Raw genomic sequence first — 17,927 nt, forward strand, 5'->3', positions numbered from 1 at the left:
TTATTGCTTTTCGCTTATATAAGCTGGTTTCGTGCCATGTTTTTAACACCTTGTTTAGACTTACAAAAAACAAACAAGGCTTTGTTTTGTTAACTTTTGTTGCACTAAATTGGTGCGTAAAAAGATCATTCTGGTGCGTAAAAAGTGCGACCTTGTTTTGCACAATTATTGAGCGTGCCAATTTTTCTGTTATGAACACGATTTAGTGCCAAAATATGGTTCAAAAACGAAAATTTCGCCAGTTTTGAGCTCAGATTCACTTTAATTTTCATAAATTTGTCATTTATAAAACAGATACTTATAAAAAGCTTGAAGAAAGTTTATAAATTTATATTGGATAAACTTTCATCCATGCCATTATTAAGGGATAATATGCGCCCTTTTAAATCCTATGCTGGGACATCTGGTGAAAACGCAGGTGAGTGCGTAGATCTTGCAGGATCAATGAGATTCAATTTCTCTGAGAAAAAATATGAGCATCGAAAAGTTAAGAAATATAGCGATTATCGCCCACGTTGACCACGGTAAAACAACTTTGGTTGATAAACTGCTTGAGCAATCAGGCACATTAGAAACGCGCGGCGGTAACGAAGAGCGCGTAATGGACTCAAACGACATTGAGAAAGAGCGTGGTATTACCATTTTAGCTAAAAACACAGCTATCTCTTGGAACGACTACCATATCAATATCGTAGACACCCCAGGACACGCCGACTTCGGTGGTGAAGTAGAACGCGTACTTTCGATGGCTGACTCAGTATTACTACTTGTTGATGCTCAAGAAGGTCCAATGCCGCAAACGCGTTTCGTAACGCAAAAAGCATTCGCACAAGGTTTAACACCGATTGTTGTTATCAACAAAATCGACAAACCAGGCGCACGTCCTGACTGGGTTATGGACCAAGTTTTCGACTTATTCGATAACTTAGGTGCAACTGATGAACAGTTAGACTTTAAAGTAATCTATGCATCAGCTATCAACGGCTGGGCAACAATGGATTTAGACGAGCCATCAGAAAACATGGAACCAATGTTCCAGATGATCGTTGACGAAGTATCTCCACCGGATGCAGATCCTGAAGGTGCTTTCCAAATGCAAATTTCTCAGCTTGACTACAACTCGTACATCGGTGTTATCGGTGTAGGTCGTATCAAGCGTGGTACTGTTCGCCCTAACCAACAAGTAACAATTGTTAGTGCAGATGGTACTAAGCGTAATGGTAAAGTTGGCCAAGTAATGAGCTACTTAGGTCTTGAGCGTCATGAAGCAGAGTCTGCAGGCGCGGGTGACATCATTGCTATCACAGGTCTTGGTGAGCTGAAAATCTCAGACACTATCTGTGATGTAAATACCGTTGAAGCATTACCACCGCTAAGTGTTGATGAGCCTACAGTAACAATGACGTTCTCTGTAAATACATCACCATTTGCTGGTAAAGAAGGTAAATTCGTAACTTCACGTAACATCCTTGAGCGTTTACAAGCTGAGCTTGTTCACAACGTTGCATTACGTGTTGAAGAAACTGACAACCCAGATAGCTTCCGTGTTTCTGGTCGTGGTGAGTTACACTTAGGTATCTTAATCGAGAACATGCGTCGTGAAGGTTACGAGCTTGCTGTATCTCGTCCACAAGTAATCCTTCGTGAAGTTGATGGTCAAAAAGAAGAGCCATACGAAACACTTACAATCGACTGTCAAGAAGAGCACCAAGGTTCTATCATGGAACAAATTGGTCTTCGTAAGGGTGAACTAACAGACATGTCTCCAGATGGTAAAGGCCGTGTACGTATGGACTTTATGATCCCAAGCCGTGGCTTAATTGGTTTCCAAACTGAGTTCATGACATTAACGTCTGGTTCTGGTCTTCTTTACCACACATTCGATCACTATGGTCCACACAAAGGCGGTACTATCGGTGCTCGTAAGAATGGTGTAATGATTGCAAACGCAACAGGTAAAGCACTTACTAACGCATTATTCAACTTACAAGACCGTGGTAAGTTATTCATCGGTCACGGTGTTGAAGTTTACGAAGGTATGGTTATCGGTATCCACAGCCGTGACAACGACCTAACAGTAAACGCGCTTAAAGGTAAGCAACTTACAAACGTTCGTGCATCTGGTACAGATGAAGCACAAACACTTGTTCCACCACTAAACTACACGCTTGAACAAGCGATTGAGTTCATCGATGATGACGAGTTAGTGGAAGTGACACCTGAAAACATCCGTATCCGTAAGCGTCACTTAACTGAAAGTGAGCGTAAGCGTGCGAGCCGTCAAGCTAAAGACTAATAAGGTCTTTTAGTTTTACAAAATTAAAACCGCCGTATTGAAAAATACGGCGGTTTTTTGTTGTATGATTAGCTCTCAGCTCTCAGCTCTCAGCTCTCAGCTCTCAGCTCTCAGCTCTCAGCTCTCAGCTCTCAGCTGTCAGATCGAATGGAAGATTAAATGTTTTTTGGGTATGAGTTTTATTACTGGCTCGGATGGTTAGCGATAACAGTTCTTGCTGCAAAGAAATATGGCTATCTAGGCTTGTTCATTGCGCATTGCATCATTTTTGTGAGTGTATTTGCTAGTGACTTACGCTATGTGTCGCAACTAATATCCCAACCTGAGTGGGATGGTAATCCTGACCTTGATATTATTTTTCTTGTTGGCGTAATATTTCGTACTATAGTGATTAATGTTTTATTGCTACCGACAGGAATTTTAGGAAAATATTTCCATAACAAAGTTAATACCACTGGAATTTAGCCTAAGCTAATTTTCTAGGAGTAAATTGTTCCAACATTGCTATCAGAATTGTAGCTTTACTTATTTTGTTTGTATTTCTAACCTAGTTAATTAGTTTATTGAGCAACTCGCAACTCGCAACTCGCAACTCGCAACTCGCAACTCGCAACTCGCAACTCGCAACTCGCAACTCGCAACTCGCAACTCGCAACTCGCAACTTTTTACTAACTCCCCCATCTGTACTATCTTTTCTAAATCCAACTTACAGGAGAGTAAGATGTATTTAGTTAGACTGATTTACACAAGTGAAATTAGCGATGGGTTTGGGCCCAATGACATCGAAGATATTCTCGAGAAAGCTAAGCAGAATAATGCAGAAAGTAATGTAACTGGGCTACTTTGTTTTAATAGCACCCACTTTATGCAATGCCTTGAGGGGTCACGAAAAGCGGTGAATGAAACTTATCATCGTATTCTTAATGACAAACGTCATTGCAATATAATTATGCTGAACTATTGTGAAATTTATGAAAGAGAGTTTGAAAATTGGTCTATGGGTTACATTCCTTACACTAAACAAGTGACCCCTATTAACCTTAAATACTCAGGTACCAGCGAATTTAATCCATTAGCCATGTCGGCAGGAAGCGCCCATAAACTTATGCTGGCTTTACGGGACTCATTGCTCAAACATACTATGTAGTGCTTGTAAGTGTCACTACAGTGACACTTGCTCACCTTCATTCAATATGTAAAGAGGGACTTGGCTGTTCATCTGTTTTTGCATATGCAGTAATCTTAATAATGCAGAGTGGCTTGAATGGTCACCCATTTGCCAGCTTGAGTTGCCATAACCCCATGGGATCATCACTTTACAGTTTAGCTCCTCTGCGGCGTTTAAGCTGTCTTCTGGCGTTGTATGAACATAGCGATACCACTTACCGTTTTCTTCATGGTAATAAGAAGCGATAGGCATTAAACATACATCAATCTCGCCGTATTTTTGATTAATATCTTGGAAGTGTTTTGAGTAACCGGTATCACCAGCAAAAAACAAGGTTCTACCATTTTGCTCAAGTAACCAACCATTCCATAAATCTTTATTGTGGTCGTCGTAAATGAAAGGCACCATTATACGACTGCTAAAGTGATGAGCTGGCAGCGCATGAATCGTTAAATCATTAATTTGTGTACTTGCGTACCACGCCATTTCTGAAATATTAAAGCCACCCGTCGGGAAGTTATCTGCAAAGCCTAATGGCACTAAGTAGCGGGGGGTATTGCCAATCTCTTCTATATCCGCCTTGTTAAAATGGTCATAGTGAATGTGTGAGTACATTACTGCATCTAAGTCATTAAGTTCAGCATGTGATGGCCAAAAACCAGGTTTGCGATAAATGCCGCCAGCAAGCTTAAAGGCAAAGTCTACGGGCGAATCAAACTGATCTTTAACTGGGTCAAACAACAGCTGCTCACCATTTGGTGATTGAATATAAAACCCAGCATGACCTAACCAGCGCACCGTAAAACCTGAATTGATTGCAGGCACATGTTGTTCTGCGTGAAACTCGCATTGTGAGTTACTGTCGTCGCACACAAGGAGTTCTGATGCTTCATAGCAATTGTCAGTGCAGGTTGTTGGGTATTCTTTATCACCCGGATAAAGGTTGTGGTAGCGACCTTCGTACTCACCCTCTGTTTTTAACGGAGTGATAGTGCCTTCACCGGCAATAACATTAACAGTGTTTGAATTACTGCATGCACCTAAAAGTGCTGCTGCAATAAGTGTTGAGAGTGTTTTTAAATGCATACCATGCTTACTTTTTATTCTTTGCAGTGAGTTTAGCAAAATAAAATTTAAGATAAATCATTAAAAAGTAACAAGAGGTTACATAAAAAAGCCTACGTTTAAGTAGGCTTTTGTTATTAATAGCTTGAGCTGATTAGCCCGCTTTGTTCATTTGCTCAATGAACTTATTAGAGTCTTCAATTGATTTGTTCATGTCGTCCATTAACACTTTTATATCGCGTTTTAGGCTTGTGAACTCACCTTTGATTGCAGTTACAGCTTGTGCGTTTAGATTATGTTTTAAGTACAAAACATTATCATGAAGTGATGATAATACCGGCTCCATTTTGCTTTCTGCGCTGCGCATTGAGCGAAGTAGTTGATCAAATTGGCGCTTAGTTGCATTGAGCTTTTTGCTGCTTTCACGTTTAAGAGAGGCGCTTTTGTATTGCTCTAGCTCATCGGCCCATTCATCAAATAGCGCTTCAGCTACATCTTCTACTTTATTGATATTGCTTGTTACGTCGTTTGCTGCCGCGAGGCTCGACTCGTAATCATCATTCAGTTGATTGTAGGCATCTTGTAGCTCACCACCATCAAAGTTGATCAGCGTGGTTAATCTGTCTAATGCTGATTGAAACTCTTCTTGTGACTCTTGCTGTGCTTCTTTTGTTTCTTCTACGCGGTCTACTAAAATGTCGCGCTTATGCACACCTACAGATTCCATGGCTGAGTAGTAAGCAGACTGACAGCCTGATAATGCCATTGTTACTGCAAATAGTGGTGCACTTAAAAGTGTCAGTTTTTTCATTGAGAATCCTTTTTAGGTACCTGTCATTTCAAATTATGTGGTGGATTGCTATGATTATCAAAACATTTTAGCAGAAATTAGATTCTATGGATGAGAAGCTCAGTCGATATAAGTTGCAATTAAGCACTTTTTTAAAGCAACAACCTACTTGGTGGATGCAGTATCTTAATCGTTGTATTGACGATCAAATCACTGTTAATGCTGGGTACTTGGCTTATGTGACCTTATTATCAATCGTGCCTTTAGTAGCGGTTGGTGTGGCTATTTTTTCTGCTTTTCCAGGATTCGAAAGCACGTTAGTGACCATAGAAAACTTCTTGTTTACTAACCTTGTGCCGACCTCTACAGATGTAATTAAAGAGCATATCAGCGCTTTTGCCGGTAATGCGAATAAAATGACTGCCGTTGGTGTGGGTTTTTTAGCGGCGGTATCTTTGTTACTTATTCGCAATGTCGATGCTACATTAAATCGAATTTGGCGTATTAAGAAAAAGCGTCCAATGATGATTTCGTTTGCCGTTTATTGGATGGTGCTTAGTCTGGGCCCTGTGTTATTAGGGGCTAGTATTGGTGTTACTTCATACATCGTGTCGTTAGTGTCGTTTGCCGATCAAGGTATCCCCGGCTTTAGCGGCTTTTTATTGAAATTATTACCTTACATAATTTCAATGATTGGCTTCATTATGCTCTATACTTTAGTTCCTAACACACGAGTTCCATTTAGAGCGGCAATTCCGGGCGCTTTGTTTGCAGCTATGTTGTTTGAGCTGACAAAAAAAGGCTTTGCTTTGTACATCAGCCACTTCCCATCATACGAAGTTATTTATGGGGCGTTGGCGACAATCCCTATTTTATTTGTATGGGTGTATTTGTCGTGGATTGTCGTATTACTCGGTGCAGAATTTACTGTATGTATCAGCCCTGAGAATATCGAGGACACGCCTGATATAGAGGTTTAAATTCACTGCACCTAAGGAGAGCGAGGTGCAGTTACATCCACAATATGTTGCCAACCGTGATTATCACTTAAGTGTTGGCGATGGTCATCAAATCCATGTGCAAGAATATGGTGCGTCTACAGGGATTGCTGTGGTGTTATGCCATGGCGGGCCTGGTGCGGGTCTATGCCCTGAAAATTGCCGCTTTTTCGACTTAGAACGTTTTCGAGTGATCATGTTCAGTCAGCGCGGTTGCGGTCACTCAACACCCCATGATAGTTCAACCAATACCACCTCAGAATTAGTTGCCGATCTCGAGTATTTACGCCAGCAACTGGGTATTGAAAAGTGGCTGGTGTGTGGTGAGTCATGGGGTGCCACTTTGGCACTTGTCTATGCTATTCATCACCAAGAGCATGTTGCAGGGCTTATTTTACGGGCTAGCTTTTTAGCTTGTAACAGTGACTTCGAGTGGCTTTACACAACAAAAGGAGCCGGCGCGCATTTTTACCCTGAGTGCTTTAATGAATTTGCACATGATTACACTGATTGGCGTGCCTTACTCGATTTTTATCAGCAACAGCTAAACAATGATGATCAAATTAAAGCCAGTAAATTTGCCAAGTTATGGTGTCATTGGGAGCAGGTGCTATGTCATGGTGAGCCTTTGACAAACTGGAGTTTACAGGAGCCCCATGTCGGGTTAAATCAAGCAAGGTTAATGGTGCATTATTTTCGTCATCATTGTTTCATTGAAGAAGGCTTTATCGCAGAAAATGCGCATCTACTGACTCATTTACCTATTTGGTTTATTCATGGCCGCGCCGATTTGATCTGTCGATATAGTGCCGTACAACAGCTTGCTGAACAGTTAAATGCACAATTGTTGATTTTAGATGGCATTGGGCACAGCAGCGATAATCAGGTATATTTGTCGGCAATGCGACGTGCCGCAGATTTAATGTATATCAAGTTATCGAGGGATCAATGCAAGGCTTAATTCAAAGAGTAAAACAGGCAAAAGTAGAAGTGGCAGGCGAAGTTGTTGGTGAAATTTCACAAGGTATTTTGCTGCTATTAGGTGTTGAAAAACAGGACACCGAGCAAAGCGCCCAGAAGCTTTTACACAAAGTCAGCAATTACCGCATTTTTACCGATGAACAAGGAAAGATGAATTTAAGTTTGAATGACATCAAAGGTGAGCTTTTAGTGGTTTCGCAGTTTACGTTAGCAGCTGACACCAAAAAGGGCATGCGCCCGAGCTTTTCAAGTGCTGGCACGCCAGAGCAAGCCAATACGCTCTATGAGTATTTTATTGCTGAAGCTAAAAAAACGGGCTTAACAGTGGCTACAGGGCAGTTTGGTGCTGATATGCAAGTAAGCCTATGTAACGATGGTCCCGTTACTTTTAATTTATCTGTGTAATACCAACCCGCAATAATACTTAATCATTTTGAGGGATTAAACCTGTCGCTAACTGCGTTAAAAATCTCTCATTTACGACTGCATGGATGCAGGAGGTAGAGCAATGCAGGAGCAATTGCCGAGAACAACTAAATAACGAAATTCTTGCCTTGTTATCAACGAGGTTTTATTGCCTCAAAATAGACTACTTAAGTAAGCGGATTGGTATAAGCATTTTTATTTTTTGATCATCACGATATGATTCACGTAGTCGGGGATTTTTACAATGCTTGGGCGCTTGCCAAACTCGGTGATTAGCAGGTGCTCAAGTTGTTTTAGTTGCGATGGGTGATTAGATAAAAAATTAATGAACAACAAGCCATCTTTTGCCATCGCTGCTCTTAGTTTGGTGTAAAACTGGTGCTTGTATAAAAATAATGGCGCATCTACCTCACTGAATAAATCTAGGATAATCCAATTATATTCGTTGTTTTGCTCTAATACTTGCTGCGCATCAAAACAGTGCAAGTTATTGGCATGGTCGCCACCAAAGTAGCGTTTATAGCAGTGAATTATGTCGGGGTTTTTATCAACCGATGTTAGTTGGCTGTCAGGGTAGGTGTGCTGTAAGTAATTACGAATAGCACCACCGCCTAGTCCTAGTTCTAAAATCTTTTTAGGTTCCTCTAAGTCTTGCCAAAGCTTTGCAAGGTATTGTAAATGCGGGAAAAGTAATCTGGCAGGTCGGCGTTTTTCAATGACCGATTGCAGAGTTTCGTTGATCAATAACCAGCGTAATTGGTTAAGTTGCCTAACTTGAATACTGTAATTGCCTTGTTTATGCCAATAGATGAGTTGCCCTAATCGGTGGCAGTCCTCAATAAAACTATGTTTTACTGCGCCACTGGGTTCAAGAAAATGTTCCATATTTCGGGCCTTTAGCAATTTGTTTATTAAAATAAGACAATTATTTCAGCATAGACCAGCAGGCTTAAAGTGCAATTGTGCATTAGTTTTTACAGCCAAGAATAATAATTTAGGCTGGGTCACCAAAGTATTATTCCAACTTGTTTGAAGATCGCGTATCGTAATTCGCATTCCAAAGGCCACGACAGAAAAACAACAGACAGTGGCTGAATTATCACAGGAGTTTTTATGTTTAAAGTGACCACCCCACAAAGCAGCGAAGATTGGCAAGCGTACTATTCATTACGTTGGCAGGTTTTAAGAGCACCCTGGGGCGAGCCGCGTGGTTCTGAGCAAGATGACTTAGAGCAAGACGCTGAGCACCGCTTTATCAAAAATAATGACGGCGAAGTATTAGGTGTAGCTCGCCTGCATTTTAATAATCATCAGCAAGCGCAAGTTCGTTATATGGCGGTCGCTGAAGGTAATCGTAACCAGCATATTGGTAGCCGTTTATTACATGAATTAGAAAAAATCGCATGGACTCAAGATGCTGACGAGCTGGTATTGTTTGCTCGTGAGCGAGCCCTTGATTTCTATAAGCGTCATGGCTACGAATTAAAAGAAAAAGCGCACCTTGCCTATGACGATGTACAGCATTGGAAAATGGTAAAACAAAAACCATCTGAGCCGGGTTGGTTCCGTCATCCAAACTGGACACAAGTACTGCAAAACACGTGGCGTGAGTCGATCCCAATCAGTGATGCGATGGGCATTAAAGTTGAAAGCTATACCGATTGGCAGTTTACTACCCGCGCTGATTTAGATGCGAACTTAAACCTTCATAACACTATGTTTGCGGGTTCAATTTATAGTTTAGCAACCTTAACAGGGTGGGGCGCAACTTACCTAGCGCTGAAAGAAGCAGGCCTCGAAGGAAATATCGTGTTAGCTGATGCCAACATTAAATACCTTAAACCACTCAATAACGACCCTCGTGGTAGTGTTGAGTTGGCTGGCTGTAAAGGCAAGTTAGCGGATTTAGAAGACAGTGGCAAAGCAAGCTACCATGTGCCAGTAAATGTATACGATGGTGATGTGTTAGTAGCAGAATTCGAAGGTCACTTCATCGTTAAAAAATAACGACTATTCAGAGCGAGCTAACTAAAGCTCGCTCTTCATTAATTGAAGTTAAAGCAAGTCAGTTAACAGAATACCCACACCAAAACGTTCAATATCGGCGTTGTAATCAATCAAGCTCTCGCCATAACCATTAAAGTATTGTGCGTAGCCACGTAATCGGCCCCAAAGAGGGAAAGACCAATCTAATTGGATTGCACCACGATTATCTGAATTTAAGTTATTACGGGTCATAAAGCTAAATTCATGCTCGTTGTAACGGTATGCACCTGAAAACTCAAAGTAACCCATGTATTTGTAGATATCAGGATTATCATCGCCACGGGCTTCTAGCTCATCGTCCTTTTTATCTTCAGGAATGCGATACCAAGGCTTAAAGCTAAAAACAAAGCCATCTTTTTCCCATAGGAAATCGGCATAGATACGGTTCCATGAACGTGAGTTAGGCTGGCTGCGGCCATTCGATTGGTGTGAGGCACCAATTGCAATTGCCATTTCATCGCCCCAAAGCACATGCTCAGGATCAAGGTAGTTCACCCAGAAGATCTCTGGTTCGTAGTTTGTTTCACGAAACGGTGATGAAATATCTTTGTTATAAAACTGCCAAAACGATTGCATGGTAAACGCAAAGAATACGCCCTGATCTTTATCTGAAAAGCCTTCGAAAATAGGCACTTTAATTGAAAGTTGATATTTCACTTCAAGATTATCAAGTGGCTCGCCATCAGTTTGCTCAGCAAGATCTTTTAAACCATCAAAAGGACGTTCATTCGGGTTAGATACATATGAAAGCGGTAATATGTAGTTACGCTTATGTGGGGTGATCACATTACGGTTTTTCTTGCTCACTTCTTCACGGGCTTTACGCTTGTCTAAAGCGGTGAGCTTTTTACTCTCGTCTAAGTCTGAGCATTTTTTACGAAGTTCTTCGAGTGTTTGTTTACCGTCACCGCCAATCGCTTCGTTCAAAATACACTGCTTTACGAGTTCTAGCGCGTCATCTTGTTCGTTAGTTTGTGGTTGTTCAGTTTGAGCAAATACAGGTACAGAAAATAAGCCAGCTGCTGCCAGCCAAATGCGCCATCCCATTGCAGTTCCCTTTCAGTAGACTTGTAAGTAGGTATAATTATAACGATTTTTACATAAGTAACCGTGAACTTGTACTGAATTGTTGAAATTTTAGGTAAATAGAGAGCCCCAAGCTAAGCTTGGAGCCCTGCTGTAACGGCCTAAGGGCATAAGCCGTTGACTCTCACGCAATGAGAAGGGATGAGCTTATAGCTCAAATACGTTGGTAAAAAACTTATAAAGTTCGGTACCTTGATTCACGCTTGCTGAAGCAAAATGCAAAATAGCAATGGCGTCTTTATCAAAACTTAATGTTTGTAGCGGCTGCTCAGAAAGGTAGCGCTCCATTCTTAAAATGCGGGCGATAGGCTCACCAGCTTTAATATGGCCACCCAGTGGGGCAAGATACTCGACCATGCCACCCATAGGTGCGTAGTAAGCTACATAATCTTCAAGCATGCAGGCATAACGTGTCATCGCTTTTGGATGATACGCAGCATCAACTAATACCTCTTTTTGATTGAGGTAACTTAAAATGCTATTTGCATCTTCAAAAGCCGCACTTAAATCGATTTTTTCTTGGCTACCAAGTTCAACAGTGAATGCTTCGACTTGAACAGCAAATTCACGGCCTTGTTTGGCAAGCTCTTCAGATAGTGACCACCATGGGCAGAAACTCGCTTCATCCATCGCGCCATCAAAATCACTTGGGATCAGTAACACATGCTCGATGTTGAAGTAGCTTGCGCTGTCTTTGGCGTATTCAGGGCAATATAAGTGCTTACTCGAGATAGGCCCCGTGTGAAGGTCTAAAACGATATCAGCCTGGTGGGCAAGCTTTTGCAAGTTAAGAGCAATGCGCTTACCCGTTGTTAGGCTGTAATCAGGACCCGTTAATTGACTGTCGATGTCAGCAACGAGTGCCTGTTTAAATGCAGCTTTAAGGGTCGCATCATCACTGTCTTTATGCTGTTCAGCAATCTGTGACGGTAACGCTTTATTAAAGCGGTACATGCGGTTCCAGTTGGTGCCCGTGATTGGGTCGAAGCGACCTAAAGTAAACTCACCTGATTTTTGGTTGCAACCAATAGGGTTAGCATAAGGAACTAGAGTAATATCTCCACGCAGCTTGAGTGATTTTAGCTGCTCAAGCAATTGATAAATTACTGCATTACCTTGTACTTCAGCGCCGTGCATATTTGCTTGTATATACACGTTTGGTCCCGTGCCATCGCCTTTTAAGCGATACACAGGAATTGTTAGAGGTAGGCCGTTGGCAATCTCGCCAACCACAATATTCTCTTGGCTGATTAACTCTTTACTCATGGAGATTACCTTAAATAATAGCTGGCATCTTCAGCGCTACGAATGCACTCAATATTGCCTTGTTCAAGGATGTATTCAGCCGCTAATTCGTGACATAAAAAGTACGGCATACTTTCGGTAAAGCCGTAAGCGCCACATTGGCTGAATACCAACCAGTCTTGCTCATTTAAATCGCTCGCTAATTGGTGCTCACCTAAGCAATCAAGGGCGGTGCAAAGAGGGCCGTATAAAGTCATTGCCGCAGGCTCAGCCGTTGACTCGCGTAGTAATGCCGCAGGAAAATCTTGGCTTGTTACAGCAGGGCGAAGTAAATGGTTAATACCGCCTGATAAAATCACTTGTTGTTGATTGTAATTCTCTTTGCGCTCAACAACCGGCGTTGCGTAATGGCCGCATTCGCCCACCGCATAGCGGCCTAGTTCCATCCAAAGCTCTTTGACACCGGCATCTGCTTTAATAGCCGCCAGAGTCTCGATAAGTGCAGACCAATCGAGTCGGTTAGCATCTTGAGTATAAGGTATGCCTAAGCCACCCCCTAAATCGAGAATATTAAGGTTAATATTTAATGAGCTTGCTAGCTGTTGTAATGGCGCAATCATTGCGCGCCATAGCTCGGCGAGCTTGTCAGTACTTAGCATATTGCCCCATTGGAAAATATGTAGGCCATCAAAGTTAAGAGCTGGGTAATCACTTACAGTCAGTGCTTGCCACTCATCACAGCCCAAACCAAAAGGAGTAAGGCTATCGCCGCCAAGTGGATTCTTTTCGCTGTCTGGCCAACGAAGTTGTACGCGCAATAGAACTTGCAGCTGACAATTTGCTTTTGTTGCTTGTTCGTTTAACCAGCGAACTTGGTTAATGCTCTCGGCCACGAAGGTACGTACGCCGCGAGCAATAAAATGTGAAATTTGTTTAGGGCTCTTTGCAGGCCCAGTGTTGAGCACGCGCTCGCTATCGATGCCTTGAGCAAGTACTTGCTCAAGTTCACCTTTACTTGCAACATCAAAGTTAAACCCTGCGCTGTCTAAACATTGAATAATGCGAGACAGTGGGTTGGCCTTTACGGCATACCAAAGTTTCACATCGGTTTGCGCAGTCAGTTGATTTAAATGTGCAGTTAATTTATCTAAATCATAGATAAAAAATGGCGTATCAAGATGTGTTGAAACTTGTTCAACCGCTTGCTTGATGGGCGTGCTCAAAAAGCTCATTAACGTAAAACCTCTTCTAACAGTAATGATGCATCACTTTGTTCATCACGGTATTTCACGATCAATGCACAAGACATGCTTAGACCTTGCTCGCGAGCCCATGCATTTGAAGCAGGGCGAGAGCCTGGGATCACAATCGCGTTTTCTGGGATGGCTTCACCTTTGTCTAGCTGGCGTTCGTTAACGCAATCGTAGACAGGAATAGTTGCCGATAAGCGAACACCTGGCGCAAGTACAGCACCTTTTTTCACAACCACACCTTCAACAATAACGCAGCCTGCGCCGATGAATGCGTCGTCTTCAATAACCACAGGGCTAGCACCAATTGGCTCTAGTACACCACCTAATTGTACTGCAGCACTTAGGTGAACATTTTTACCCACTTGTGCGCATGAACCCACTAATGCGTGGCTATCGACCATCGTGCCTTCGTCGATGAACGCGCCAATATTCACATATGCTGGTGGCATGATAATCGTGCCTTTGGCAACGTGTGCGCCACGGCGAACACTGCTACCACCTGGTACCATACGCACGCCAGCATCTGCTGCAAACCCTTGTGGTGCTAAGTTGTGCTTATCAACAAAACCACCTGGGAACTCAGTATTAGTGCCGTTTTTAAAGGCTTCTAAAATGCCTTGTTTAACTTCAACATTGGCGTGCCAGTTGCCGTTCTCGTCTTGTGTTGCTGCGCGAACTGCGCCTGATTCTAAGTTGTTTAATAATTCTAACCAGCTCATGATAAAACCTGTTTTTAGTTCCAAGATAAAATTGTGTTGTTTGCGTGGGTGATGCTGTCTGTTTGCTCAAGCTCTAAATGCGTAAGCGGCGGACGTAAATGCGGGGTATTTATTTTACCTTGCAGGTGCATCAGTACTTTTACGGGAATTGGATTTGCCACAGCGAATAAACTTTGGATTGCTTGCGACCAATCGGTGAATAGATTTGGGTATTGACCACTTAAACTACGTTTAACAAACTCATGGGTTTGACTCGGCCAAGCATTCGCGGCAACCGAAACTAAGCCTTTTGCACCAGCTTGAGCAAAATATGGCATAAGTGCATCGTCACCACTAAATATGGCCAGTGTTGGTGATGCCGTTCTAAAGCCTTCAAATTTGCTAATGTCGCCACTGGCTTCTTTTAAGGCCCAAAGATTTTTGTGCTCAGCAAGGTTTTTGATCACCTGTGGTGAAATCTCAACTGCACTGCGTCCTGGTACGTTATACAACATACAAGGGTGGTTACTTGCTTCTAGTAGGCTTTCAAACCAATGTGTTTGGCCAACAACCCCAGGTTTTGCATACAGAGGTGAACCTAACAGGTAGCCATGAATAGGTAGTTGGTTGCAGTATTCAACCCAAGCAATTTGTTGCTTAAGGTTCATGCCACCCACAGCAACCATGAGTGGGACACTTGGTGCTAATTGGCAAACATGCTCAACAATGGCTTGTTGCTCTTTGAGTGAAAGCGCCAGTCCTTCACCAGTACTGCCAAGCAATAAAATGCCGTTATTTGCATCTTGCTGCTCAGTAACCAGTTGTTCAAGGGCCGTGTAATCGACCTCGCCAGATTCAGAAAATGGCGTGACAAGCGCTGTCCATAGTGGATAGTCGTTTAAATCAAAATTGTTGATCATCTCTCACGAACTTATAAGGTATTCGAAGAGTTTATGCGGGAACATTTGAATGGAGCCGCATGTCGTCGTTCGAACAAGGTATAATTCGAAGAGCGAATGGGCTTAAAATAATAAAGACGCGACGGCCTTATTATACTAAGACCAGAAGCTCTCCACCAAACTAATCAATAGCGCTTTGCTATTGTTGGTGACAGTCGCTGGGATTCAGCCCAGTCGCCCGAAATAAGCACCTCACAAACGGTGTTACTTCTCGGCGTTAATTCCCCTCACGTATGATCAACAGAGTCTGTGCTCTTCCCATACGCTACCTGAATAACGCACCTCTTCCAGCCCTTTATGCTCGCTTTAAAGGTTAAAGCCAACATAGTTAAATAGGGTATTGGCGGCGATTAAAGCATTTTAGCCATCTAGGTGTCAAGGCGAAGGATTTGTTTTTTAGTGACCGATTTTGCAACATGGTTACGTATAAGCGTGTTTTTACGTACACTTAGCGTTAACCAAATAAATTGGAAAAATGATGGAAAAATTTAACGATATTTATCAGCGAGCCGTATCTCGAAAAGGCAGCGAAGAAATGCTGCATGCATTGTTATCAAACCCGCTCGATGATACTGATATTGCCAAAATGCATGACGATTTATGGTTAGAAGAGTTTACGCGTAAAGTCTTTCAAAGCGGTTTTTATTGGTCTGTTATCAATAATAAATGGGCTGGTTTTCGTGATGTGTTTTGGGATTTCAGCGTAGAAAAGTTGTTGATGATGCCGCCAGATATGCTTGAGCAAAAAGCCAGTGATGAGCGAATTGTTCGTAATTTTAAAAAAGTACAAACGATCCCTGAAAATGCGTACATGATCCACGAAGTTGCCGAGAAACATGGCAGTTTTAGCCAATTTATTGCAGATTGGCCAACTGACAATATTATTGGTTTGTGGGCCTATCTTAAAAAGCATGGTGCGCGTCTAGGGGGAAATACTGGCCCGTACGCTTTGCGAGCGCTTGGTAAAGATACTTTTTTGCTTTCTCGCGATGTAGAAGCCTACTTGCGTGCCCATGAGTTGATTGATGGCGGCTTACAAACTAAGAAATCGTTACAAGCAGCACAAGATTTTTTCAATGAATTACAACAGCAAAGCGGTTACAGCTTGCAGGCTCTAAGCCAACTAGTGGCCTATGGTGTAGGCGATAATCGTGTAGGTGTAGCAACACGTTAAGGACAGTTATGGAACTGCAAACCCGATACACAGATATTAGTGAACTGCTTGCTATTAAAGATATGCCGAGTGCCGTTGCTAAGCCACAATTACTGCTATTTAATGACAAGTTAGCTGATAATTTTGAAATTAAACACGACAGCGAATATTTAGCTAAATTACTATCTGGTTCAACAATAGATAAAGATGTTGCACCGGTTGCACTTGGTTACTCAGGTCATCAATTTGGTCATTTTTCACCGCGTCTTGGTGATGGTAGAGCGCATTTGCTTGGTGCTATTGCAGATAACAATGGCACATTGTGGGACTTACAGCTAAAAGGCGCAGGAGCAACTGTATTCTCTCGTGGTGGTGATGGTCGCTGTGCTATTGGTCCGGCTGTACGTGAGTACATCATGAGTGAGGCACTTCATGCGCTTGGTATCGCGACTACGCGTTGTTTAGCAGTGGTTACTACTGGTGAAACAGTGTATCGCCAGCCACCTCGCCCGGGTGCAGTTGTCACTCGTTTAGCTAAAAGCCATATTCGTGTTGGCTCATTTCAATACTTAGCTACACAAGGTGATATAGAAGGGTTAGAAAAGCTAGTCGACTACGCAATAAATTGCCACTTTCCTGACATTAGCAGTACGGGTGAGCAGCGTTATATTGAATTTTTAACCGCCGTGCTAGATAAGCAAATTGAGCTCGTTATCAGCTGGATGCGAATTGGCTTTATACATGGCGTGATGAATACCGATAATACCTTGATTAGCGGTGAAACCATTGATTATGGTCCTTGCGCGATGATGAATCAGTTTGACTTAGACACGGTGTTTAGTTCGATTGACCATCAAGGGCGCTATGCATTTGGTAATCAGCCGAATATTGCCAATTGGAATATTGCGCGTTTAGCTGAAAGCTTAATCCCTTTATTTGCTGATCAAGATGCTGCCGTTGAGCAACTCTCACCGGTTGTGAATGGTTTTGCTGCTAAATTTAATGATGCATTTAATATTATGTGGCAGCAGAAATTAGGCTTAGCTGGTCAGCAAGAAGGCGATCATGCTTTAGTTTCAGAGTTACTGGGGTTAATGAAGCAACACCAACTTGATTACACCAATACTTTTAATGCACTTACTGAATCTTTAGTGAAAGACTTTGTTATAGATTCTAATTTAAAAGAATGGGTTTCAAAATGGAGGCTCAGAACATCAGCTGAAAGTTACAGCACAATGCGAGCTGTTAATCCTGCAGTCATTCCCCGTAATCATAATATTGAAATGATCTTGGCTGAGTATGAAAAGGCAGGATCTAGTTCATCAATCAATGAGTTTTTAAAAGTTATTCAAAAACCATATGAGTATGAGGAAGAATTTGCGGCATGGTATCAACCTCCGAAGGAAGGTGATTGTAATTACCAAACTTTTTGTGGTACTTAAGGGTTAATCTTTATGGTTGATAACAATTGTAAATGCTCATTTTTTTAAATCTGAGTGTTCGTTGATTGAGCAAGTTAGCTGCCAGTGTTATGATTTATATCAATAAAATAGCACTAAAGTTTTGCTTTTTAACGAAAATTTACAAATAAAGTTGCTTTCAACTTGTTGATTTAAAAATAACCAATATAATAATGTAATTGGGAATGGACTTTTATCGGTTTTGAAGTCAGTAGATTAGGCTGAATCGACTTTCACCTAATCATAACAAAGCGATCTAAAGGCATTGTTACGCAAAGTTATTTAGATAACCTATTATTTGG

The 17,927-nt window shown here is 42.0% G+C and carries 17 protein-coding genes and 1 riboswitch; of the genes, 9 read left to right on the plus strand and 8 right to left on the minus strand.

The genetic code is table 11. The features are described 5' to 3' along the window. The first annotated feature begins 472 nt into the window (after window positions 1-472). The 3 genes from typA to AOG26_RS16160 all read left to right on the plus strand — a co-directional run bounded on the left by typA (window position 473) and on the right by AOG26_RS16160 (window position 3,444). Complete coding sequence (typA, locus tag AOG26_RS16150; protein WP_054563452.1) at window positions 473-2,296, plus strand: translational GTPase TypA; 1,824 nt, start codon at window positions 473-475, stop codon at window positions 2,294-2,296. Window positions 2,297-2,455: 159 nt separating this feature from the next. Beyond that, the gene (locus AOG26_RS20800; protein ID WP_054563453.1) at window positions 2,456-2,761 is read left to right on the plus strand and encodes a hypothetical protein; all 306 of its coding nucleotides are present in this window, start codon (window positions 2,456-2,458) and stop codon (window positions 2,759-2,761) included. Between the two features lie 257 nt (window positions 2,762-3,018). Further along, entirely contained in the window at window positions 3,019-3,444 is a 426-nt protein-coding gene (locus AOG26_RS16160; protein ID WP_054563454.1) for a BLUF domain-containing protein, read from the plus strand. A gap of 15 nt (window positions 3,445-3,459) precedes the next feature. Here AOG26_RS16160 and AOG26_RS16165 read toward each other — a convergent pair whose 3' ends face one another. Together AOG26_RS16165 and AOG26_RS16170 are read right to left on the minus strand one after the other, a co-directional pair. Beyond that, complete coding sequence (locus AOG26_RS16165) at window positions 3,460-4,551, minus strand: MBL fold metallo-hydrolase (RefSeq protein WP_054563455.1); 1,092 nt, start codon at window positions 4,549-4,551, stop codon at window positions 3,460-3,462. Window positions 4,552-4,684: 133 nt separating this feature from the next. Continuing rightward, on the minus strand, window positions 4,685-5,341 hold the full coding sequence (locus AOG26_RS16170) for a DUF2959 domain-containing protein (protein WP_054563456.1): 657 nt from the start codon (window positions 5,339-5,341) through the stop codon (window positions 4,685-4,687). Between the two features lie 86 nt (window positions 5,342-5,427). Between AOG26_RS16170 and AOG26_RS16175 the strand changes: the two genes are divergently transcribed. From AOG26_RS16175 to dtd, 3 genes are read left to right on the plus strand one after another with little or no spacing between them, the layout of a single operon-like run. After that, window positions 5,428-6,300 carry a virulence factor BrkB family protein gene (locus AOG26_RS16175; RefSeq protein WP_054563457.1) on the plus strand — a complete coding sequence of 291 codons (873 nt, stop codon included), beginning with the start codon at window positions 5,428-5,430 and terminating at the stop codon, window positions 6,298-6,300. A gap of 25 nt (window positions 6,301-6,325) precedes the next feature. Next, entirely contained in the window at window positions 6,326-7,279 is a 954-nt protein-coding gene (locus tag AOG26_RS16180; protein WP_054563458.1) for an alpha/beta fold hydrolase, read from the plus strand. Then, window positions 7,267-7,704: a D-aminoacyl-tRNA deacylase gene (gene dtd, locus AOG26_RS16185; RefSeq protein ID WP_054563459.1), complete on the plus strand. Its 438-nt coding sequence runs from the start codon at window positions 7,267-7,269 to the stop codon at window positions 7,702-7,704. Before AOG26_RS16180 ends, dtd begins: the two co-directional genes overlap by 13 nt. A 216-nt stretch (window positions 7,705-7,920) precedes the next feature. On the opposite strand, the gene AOG26_RS16190 is transcribed toward dtd, so the two are convergent. After that, complete coding sequence (locus AOG26_RS16190) at window positions 7,921-8,610, minus strand: spermidine synthase (RefSeq protein ID WP_054563460.1); 690 nt, start codon at window positions 8,608-8,610, stop codon at window positions 7,921-7,923. A gap of 228 nt (window positions 8,611-8,838) precedes the next feature. On the opposite strand from AOG26_RS16190, the gene AOG26_RS16195 reads away from it, so the two are divergent. After that, the gene (locus AOG26_RS16195) at window positions 8,839-9,732 is read left to right on the plus strand and encodes a bifunctional GNAT family N-acetyltransferase/hotdog fold thioesterase (protein WP_054563461.1); all 894 of its coding nucleotides are present in this window, start codon (window positions 8,839-8,841) and stop codon (window positions 9,730-9,732) included. Window positions 9,733-9,780: 48 nt separating this feature from the next. Here AOG26_RS16195 and AOG26_RS16200 read toward each other — a convergent pair whose 3' ends face one another. The 5 genes from AOG26_RS16200 to dapA form a co-directional block, all read right to left on the minus strand. Then, the gene (locus AOG26_RS16200) at window positions 9,781-10,818 is read right to left on the minus strand and encodes a phospholipase A (RefSeq protein ID WP_054563462.1); all 1,038 of its coding nucleotides are present in this window, start codon (window positions 10,816-10,818) and stop codon (window positions 9,781-9,783) included. A 186-nt stretch (window positions 10,819-11,004) separates the two neighbouring features. Next, window positions 11,005-12,123 carry a succinylglutamate desuccinylase/aspartoacylase family protein gene (locus AOG26_RS16205; protein ID WP_054563463.1) on the minus strand — a complete coding sequence of 373 codons (1,119 nt, stop codon included), beginning with the start codon at window positions 12,121-12,123 and terminating at the stop codon, window positions 11,005-11,007. 5 nt (window positions 12,124-12,128) lie between these two features. Continuing rightward, entirely contained in the window at window positions 12,129-13,334 is a 1,206-nt protein-coding gene (locus tag AOG26_RS16210) for a PLP-dependent decarboxylase (protein ID WP_054563464.1), read from the minus strand. Continuing rightward, window positions 13,334-14,074, minus strand: a complete 741-nt coding sequence (locus AOG26_RS16215; RefSeq protein ID WP_054552405.1) for a 2,3,4,5-tetrahydropyridine-2,6-dicarboxylate N-succinyltransferase — start codon at window positions 14,072-14,074, stop codon at window positions 13,334-13,336. Before AOG26_RS16215 ends, AOG26_RS16210 begins: the two co-directional genes overlap by 1 nt. 14 nt (window positions 14,075-14,088) lie before the next feature. Next, on the minus strand, window positions 14,089-14,973 hold the full coding sequence (gene dapA / locus AOG26_RS16220; RefSeq protein WP_054563465.1) for a 4-hydroxy-tetrahydrodipicolinate synthase: 885 nt from the start codon (window positions 14,971-14,973) through the stop codon (window positions 14,089-14,091). A gap of 137 nt (window positions 14,974-15,110) precedes the next feature. After that, a riboswitch (Lysine riboswitch) is annotated at window positions 15,111-15,307 on the minus strand. Window positions 15,308-15,490: 183 nt separating this feature from the next. Between dapA and AOG26_RS16225 the strand changes: the two genes are divergently transcribed. Further along, window positions 15,491-16,186 carry a DNA-3-methyladenine glycosylase I gene (locus AOG26_RS16225; protein ID WP_054563466.1) on the plus strand — a complete coding sequence of 232 codons (696 nt, stop codon included), beginning with the start codon at window positions 15,491-15,493 and terminating at the stop codon, window positions 16,184-16,186. 8 nt (window positions 16,187-16,194) lie between these two features. Continuing rightward, entirely contained in the window at window positions 16,195-17,607 is a 1,413-nt protein-coding gene (locus tag AOG26_RS16230; RefSeq protein ID WP_054563467.1) for a protein adenylyltransferase SelO, read from the plus strand. Window positions 17,608-17,927 lie beyond the last annotated feature (320 nt).

The sequence above is a fragment of the Pseudoalteromonas sp. UCD-33C genome (assembly GCF_001306895.1).
GTDB lineage: Bacteria > Pseudomonadota > Gammaproteobacteria > Enterobacterales > Alteromonadaceae > Pseudoalteromonas.

What these genes read in the sequence shown, in the direction of transcription:
- typA (WP_054563452.1), top strand. Translation starts at nt 473, where the DNA reads ATGAGCATCGAAAAGTTAAGAAATATAGCGATTATCGCCCACGTTGAC.
- AOG26_RS16170 (WP_054563456.1), bottom strand. Translation starts at nt 5,341, where the DNA reads ATGAAAAAACTGACACTTTTAAGTGCACCACTATTTGCAGTAACAATG.
- dtd (WP_054563459.1), top strand. Translation starts at nt 7,267, where the DNA reads ATGCAAGGCTTAATTCAAAGAGTAAAACAGGCAAAAGTAGAAGTGGCA.
- AOG26_RS16190 (WP_054563460.1), bottom strand. Translation starts at nt 8,610, where the DNA reads ATGGAACATTTTCTTGAACCCAGTGGCGCAGTAAAACATAGTTTTATT.
- AOG26_RS16175 (WP_054563457.1), top strand. Translation starts at nt 5,428, where the DNA reads ATGGATGAGAAGCTCAGTCGATATAAGTTGCAATTAAGCACTTTTTTA.
- AOG26_RS16210 (WP_054563464.1), bottom strand. Translation starts at nt 13,334, where the DNA reads ATGAGCTTTTTGAGCACGCCCATCAAGCAAGCGGTTGAACAAGTTTCA.
- AOG26_RS16230 (WP_054563467.1), top strand. Translation starts at nt 16,195, where the DNA reads ATGGAACTGCAAACCCGATACACAGATATTAGTGAACTGCTTGCTATT.
- AOG26_RS16205 (WP_054563463.1), bottom strand. Translation starts at nt 12,123, where the DNA reads ATGAGTAAAGAGTTAATCAGCCAAGAGAATATTGTGGTTGGCGAGATT.
- AOG26_RS16225 (WP_054563466.1), top strand. Translation starts at nt 15,491, where the DNA reads ATGGAAAAATTTAACGATATTTATCAGCGAGCCGTATCTCGAAAAGGC.
- AOG26_RS20800 (WP_054563453.1), top strand. Translation starts at nt 2,456, where the DNA reads ATGTTTTTTGGGTATGAGTTTTATTACTGGCTCGGATGGTTAGCGATA.
- AOG26_RS16215 (WP_054552405.1), bottom strand. Translation starts at nt 14,074, where the DNA reads ATGAGCTGGTTAGAATTATTAAACAACTTAGAATCAGGCGCAGTTCGC.
- AOG26_RS16165 (WP_054563455.1), bottom strand. Translation starts at nt 4,551, where the DNA reads ATGCATTTAAAAACACTCTCAACACTTATTGCAGCAGCACTTTTAGGT.
- dapA (WP_054563465.1), bottom strand. Translation starts at nt 14,973, where the DNA reads ATGATCAACAATTTTGATTTAAACGACTATCCACTATGGACAGCGCTT.
- AOG26_RS16200 (WP_054563462.1), bottom strand. Translation starts at nt 10,818, where the DNA reads ATGGGATGGCGCATTTGGCTGGCAGCAGCTGGCTTATTTTCTGTACCT.
- AOG26_RS16160 (WP_054563454.1), top strand. Translation starts at nt 3,019, where the DNA reads ATGTATTTAGTTAGACTGATTTACACAAGTGAAATTAGCGATGGGTTT.
- AOG26_RS16195 (WP_054563461.1), top strand. Translation starts at nt 8,839, where the DNA reads ATGTTTAAAGTGACCACCCCACAAAGCAGCGAAGATTGGCAAGCGTAC.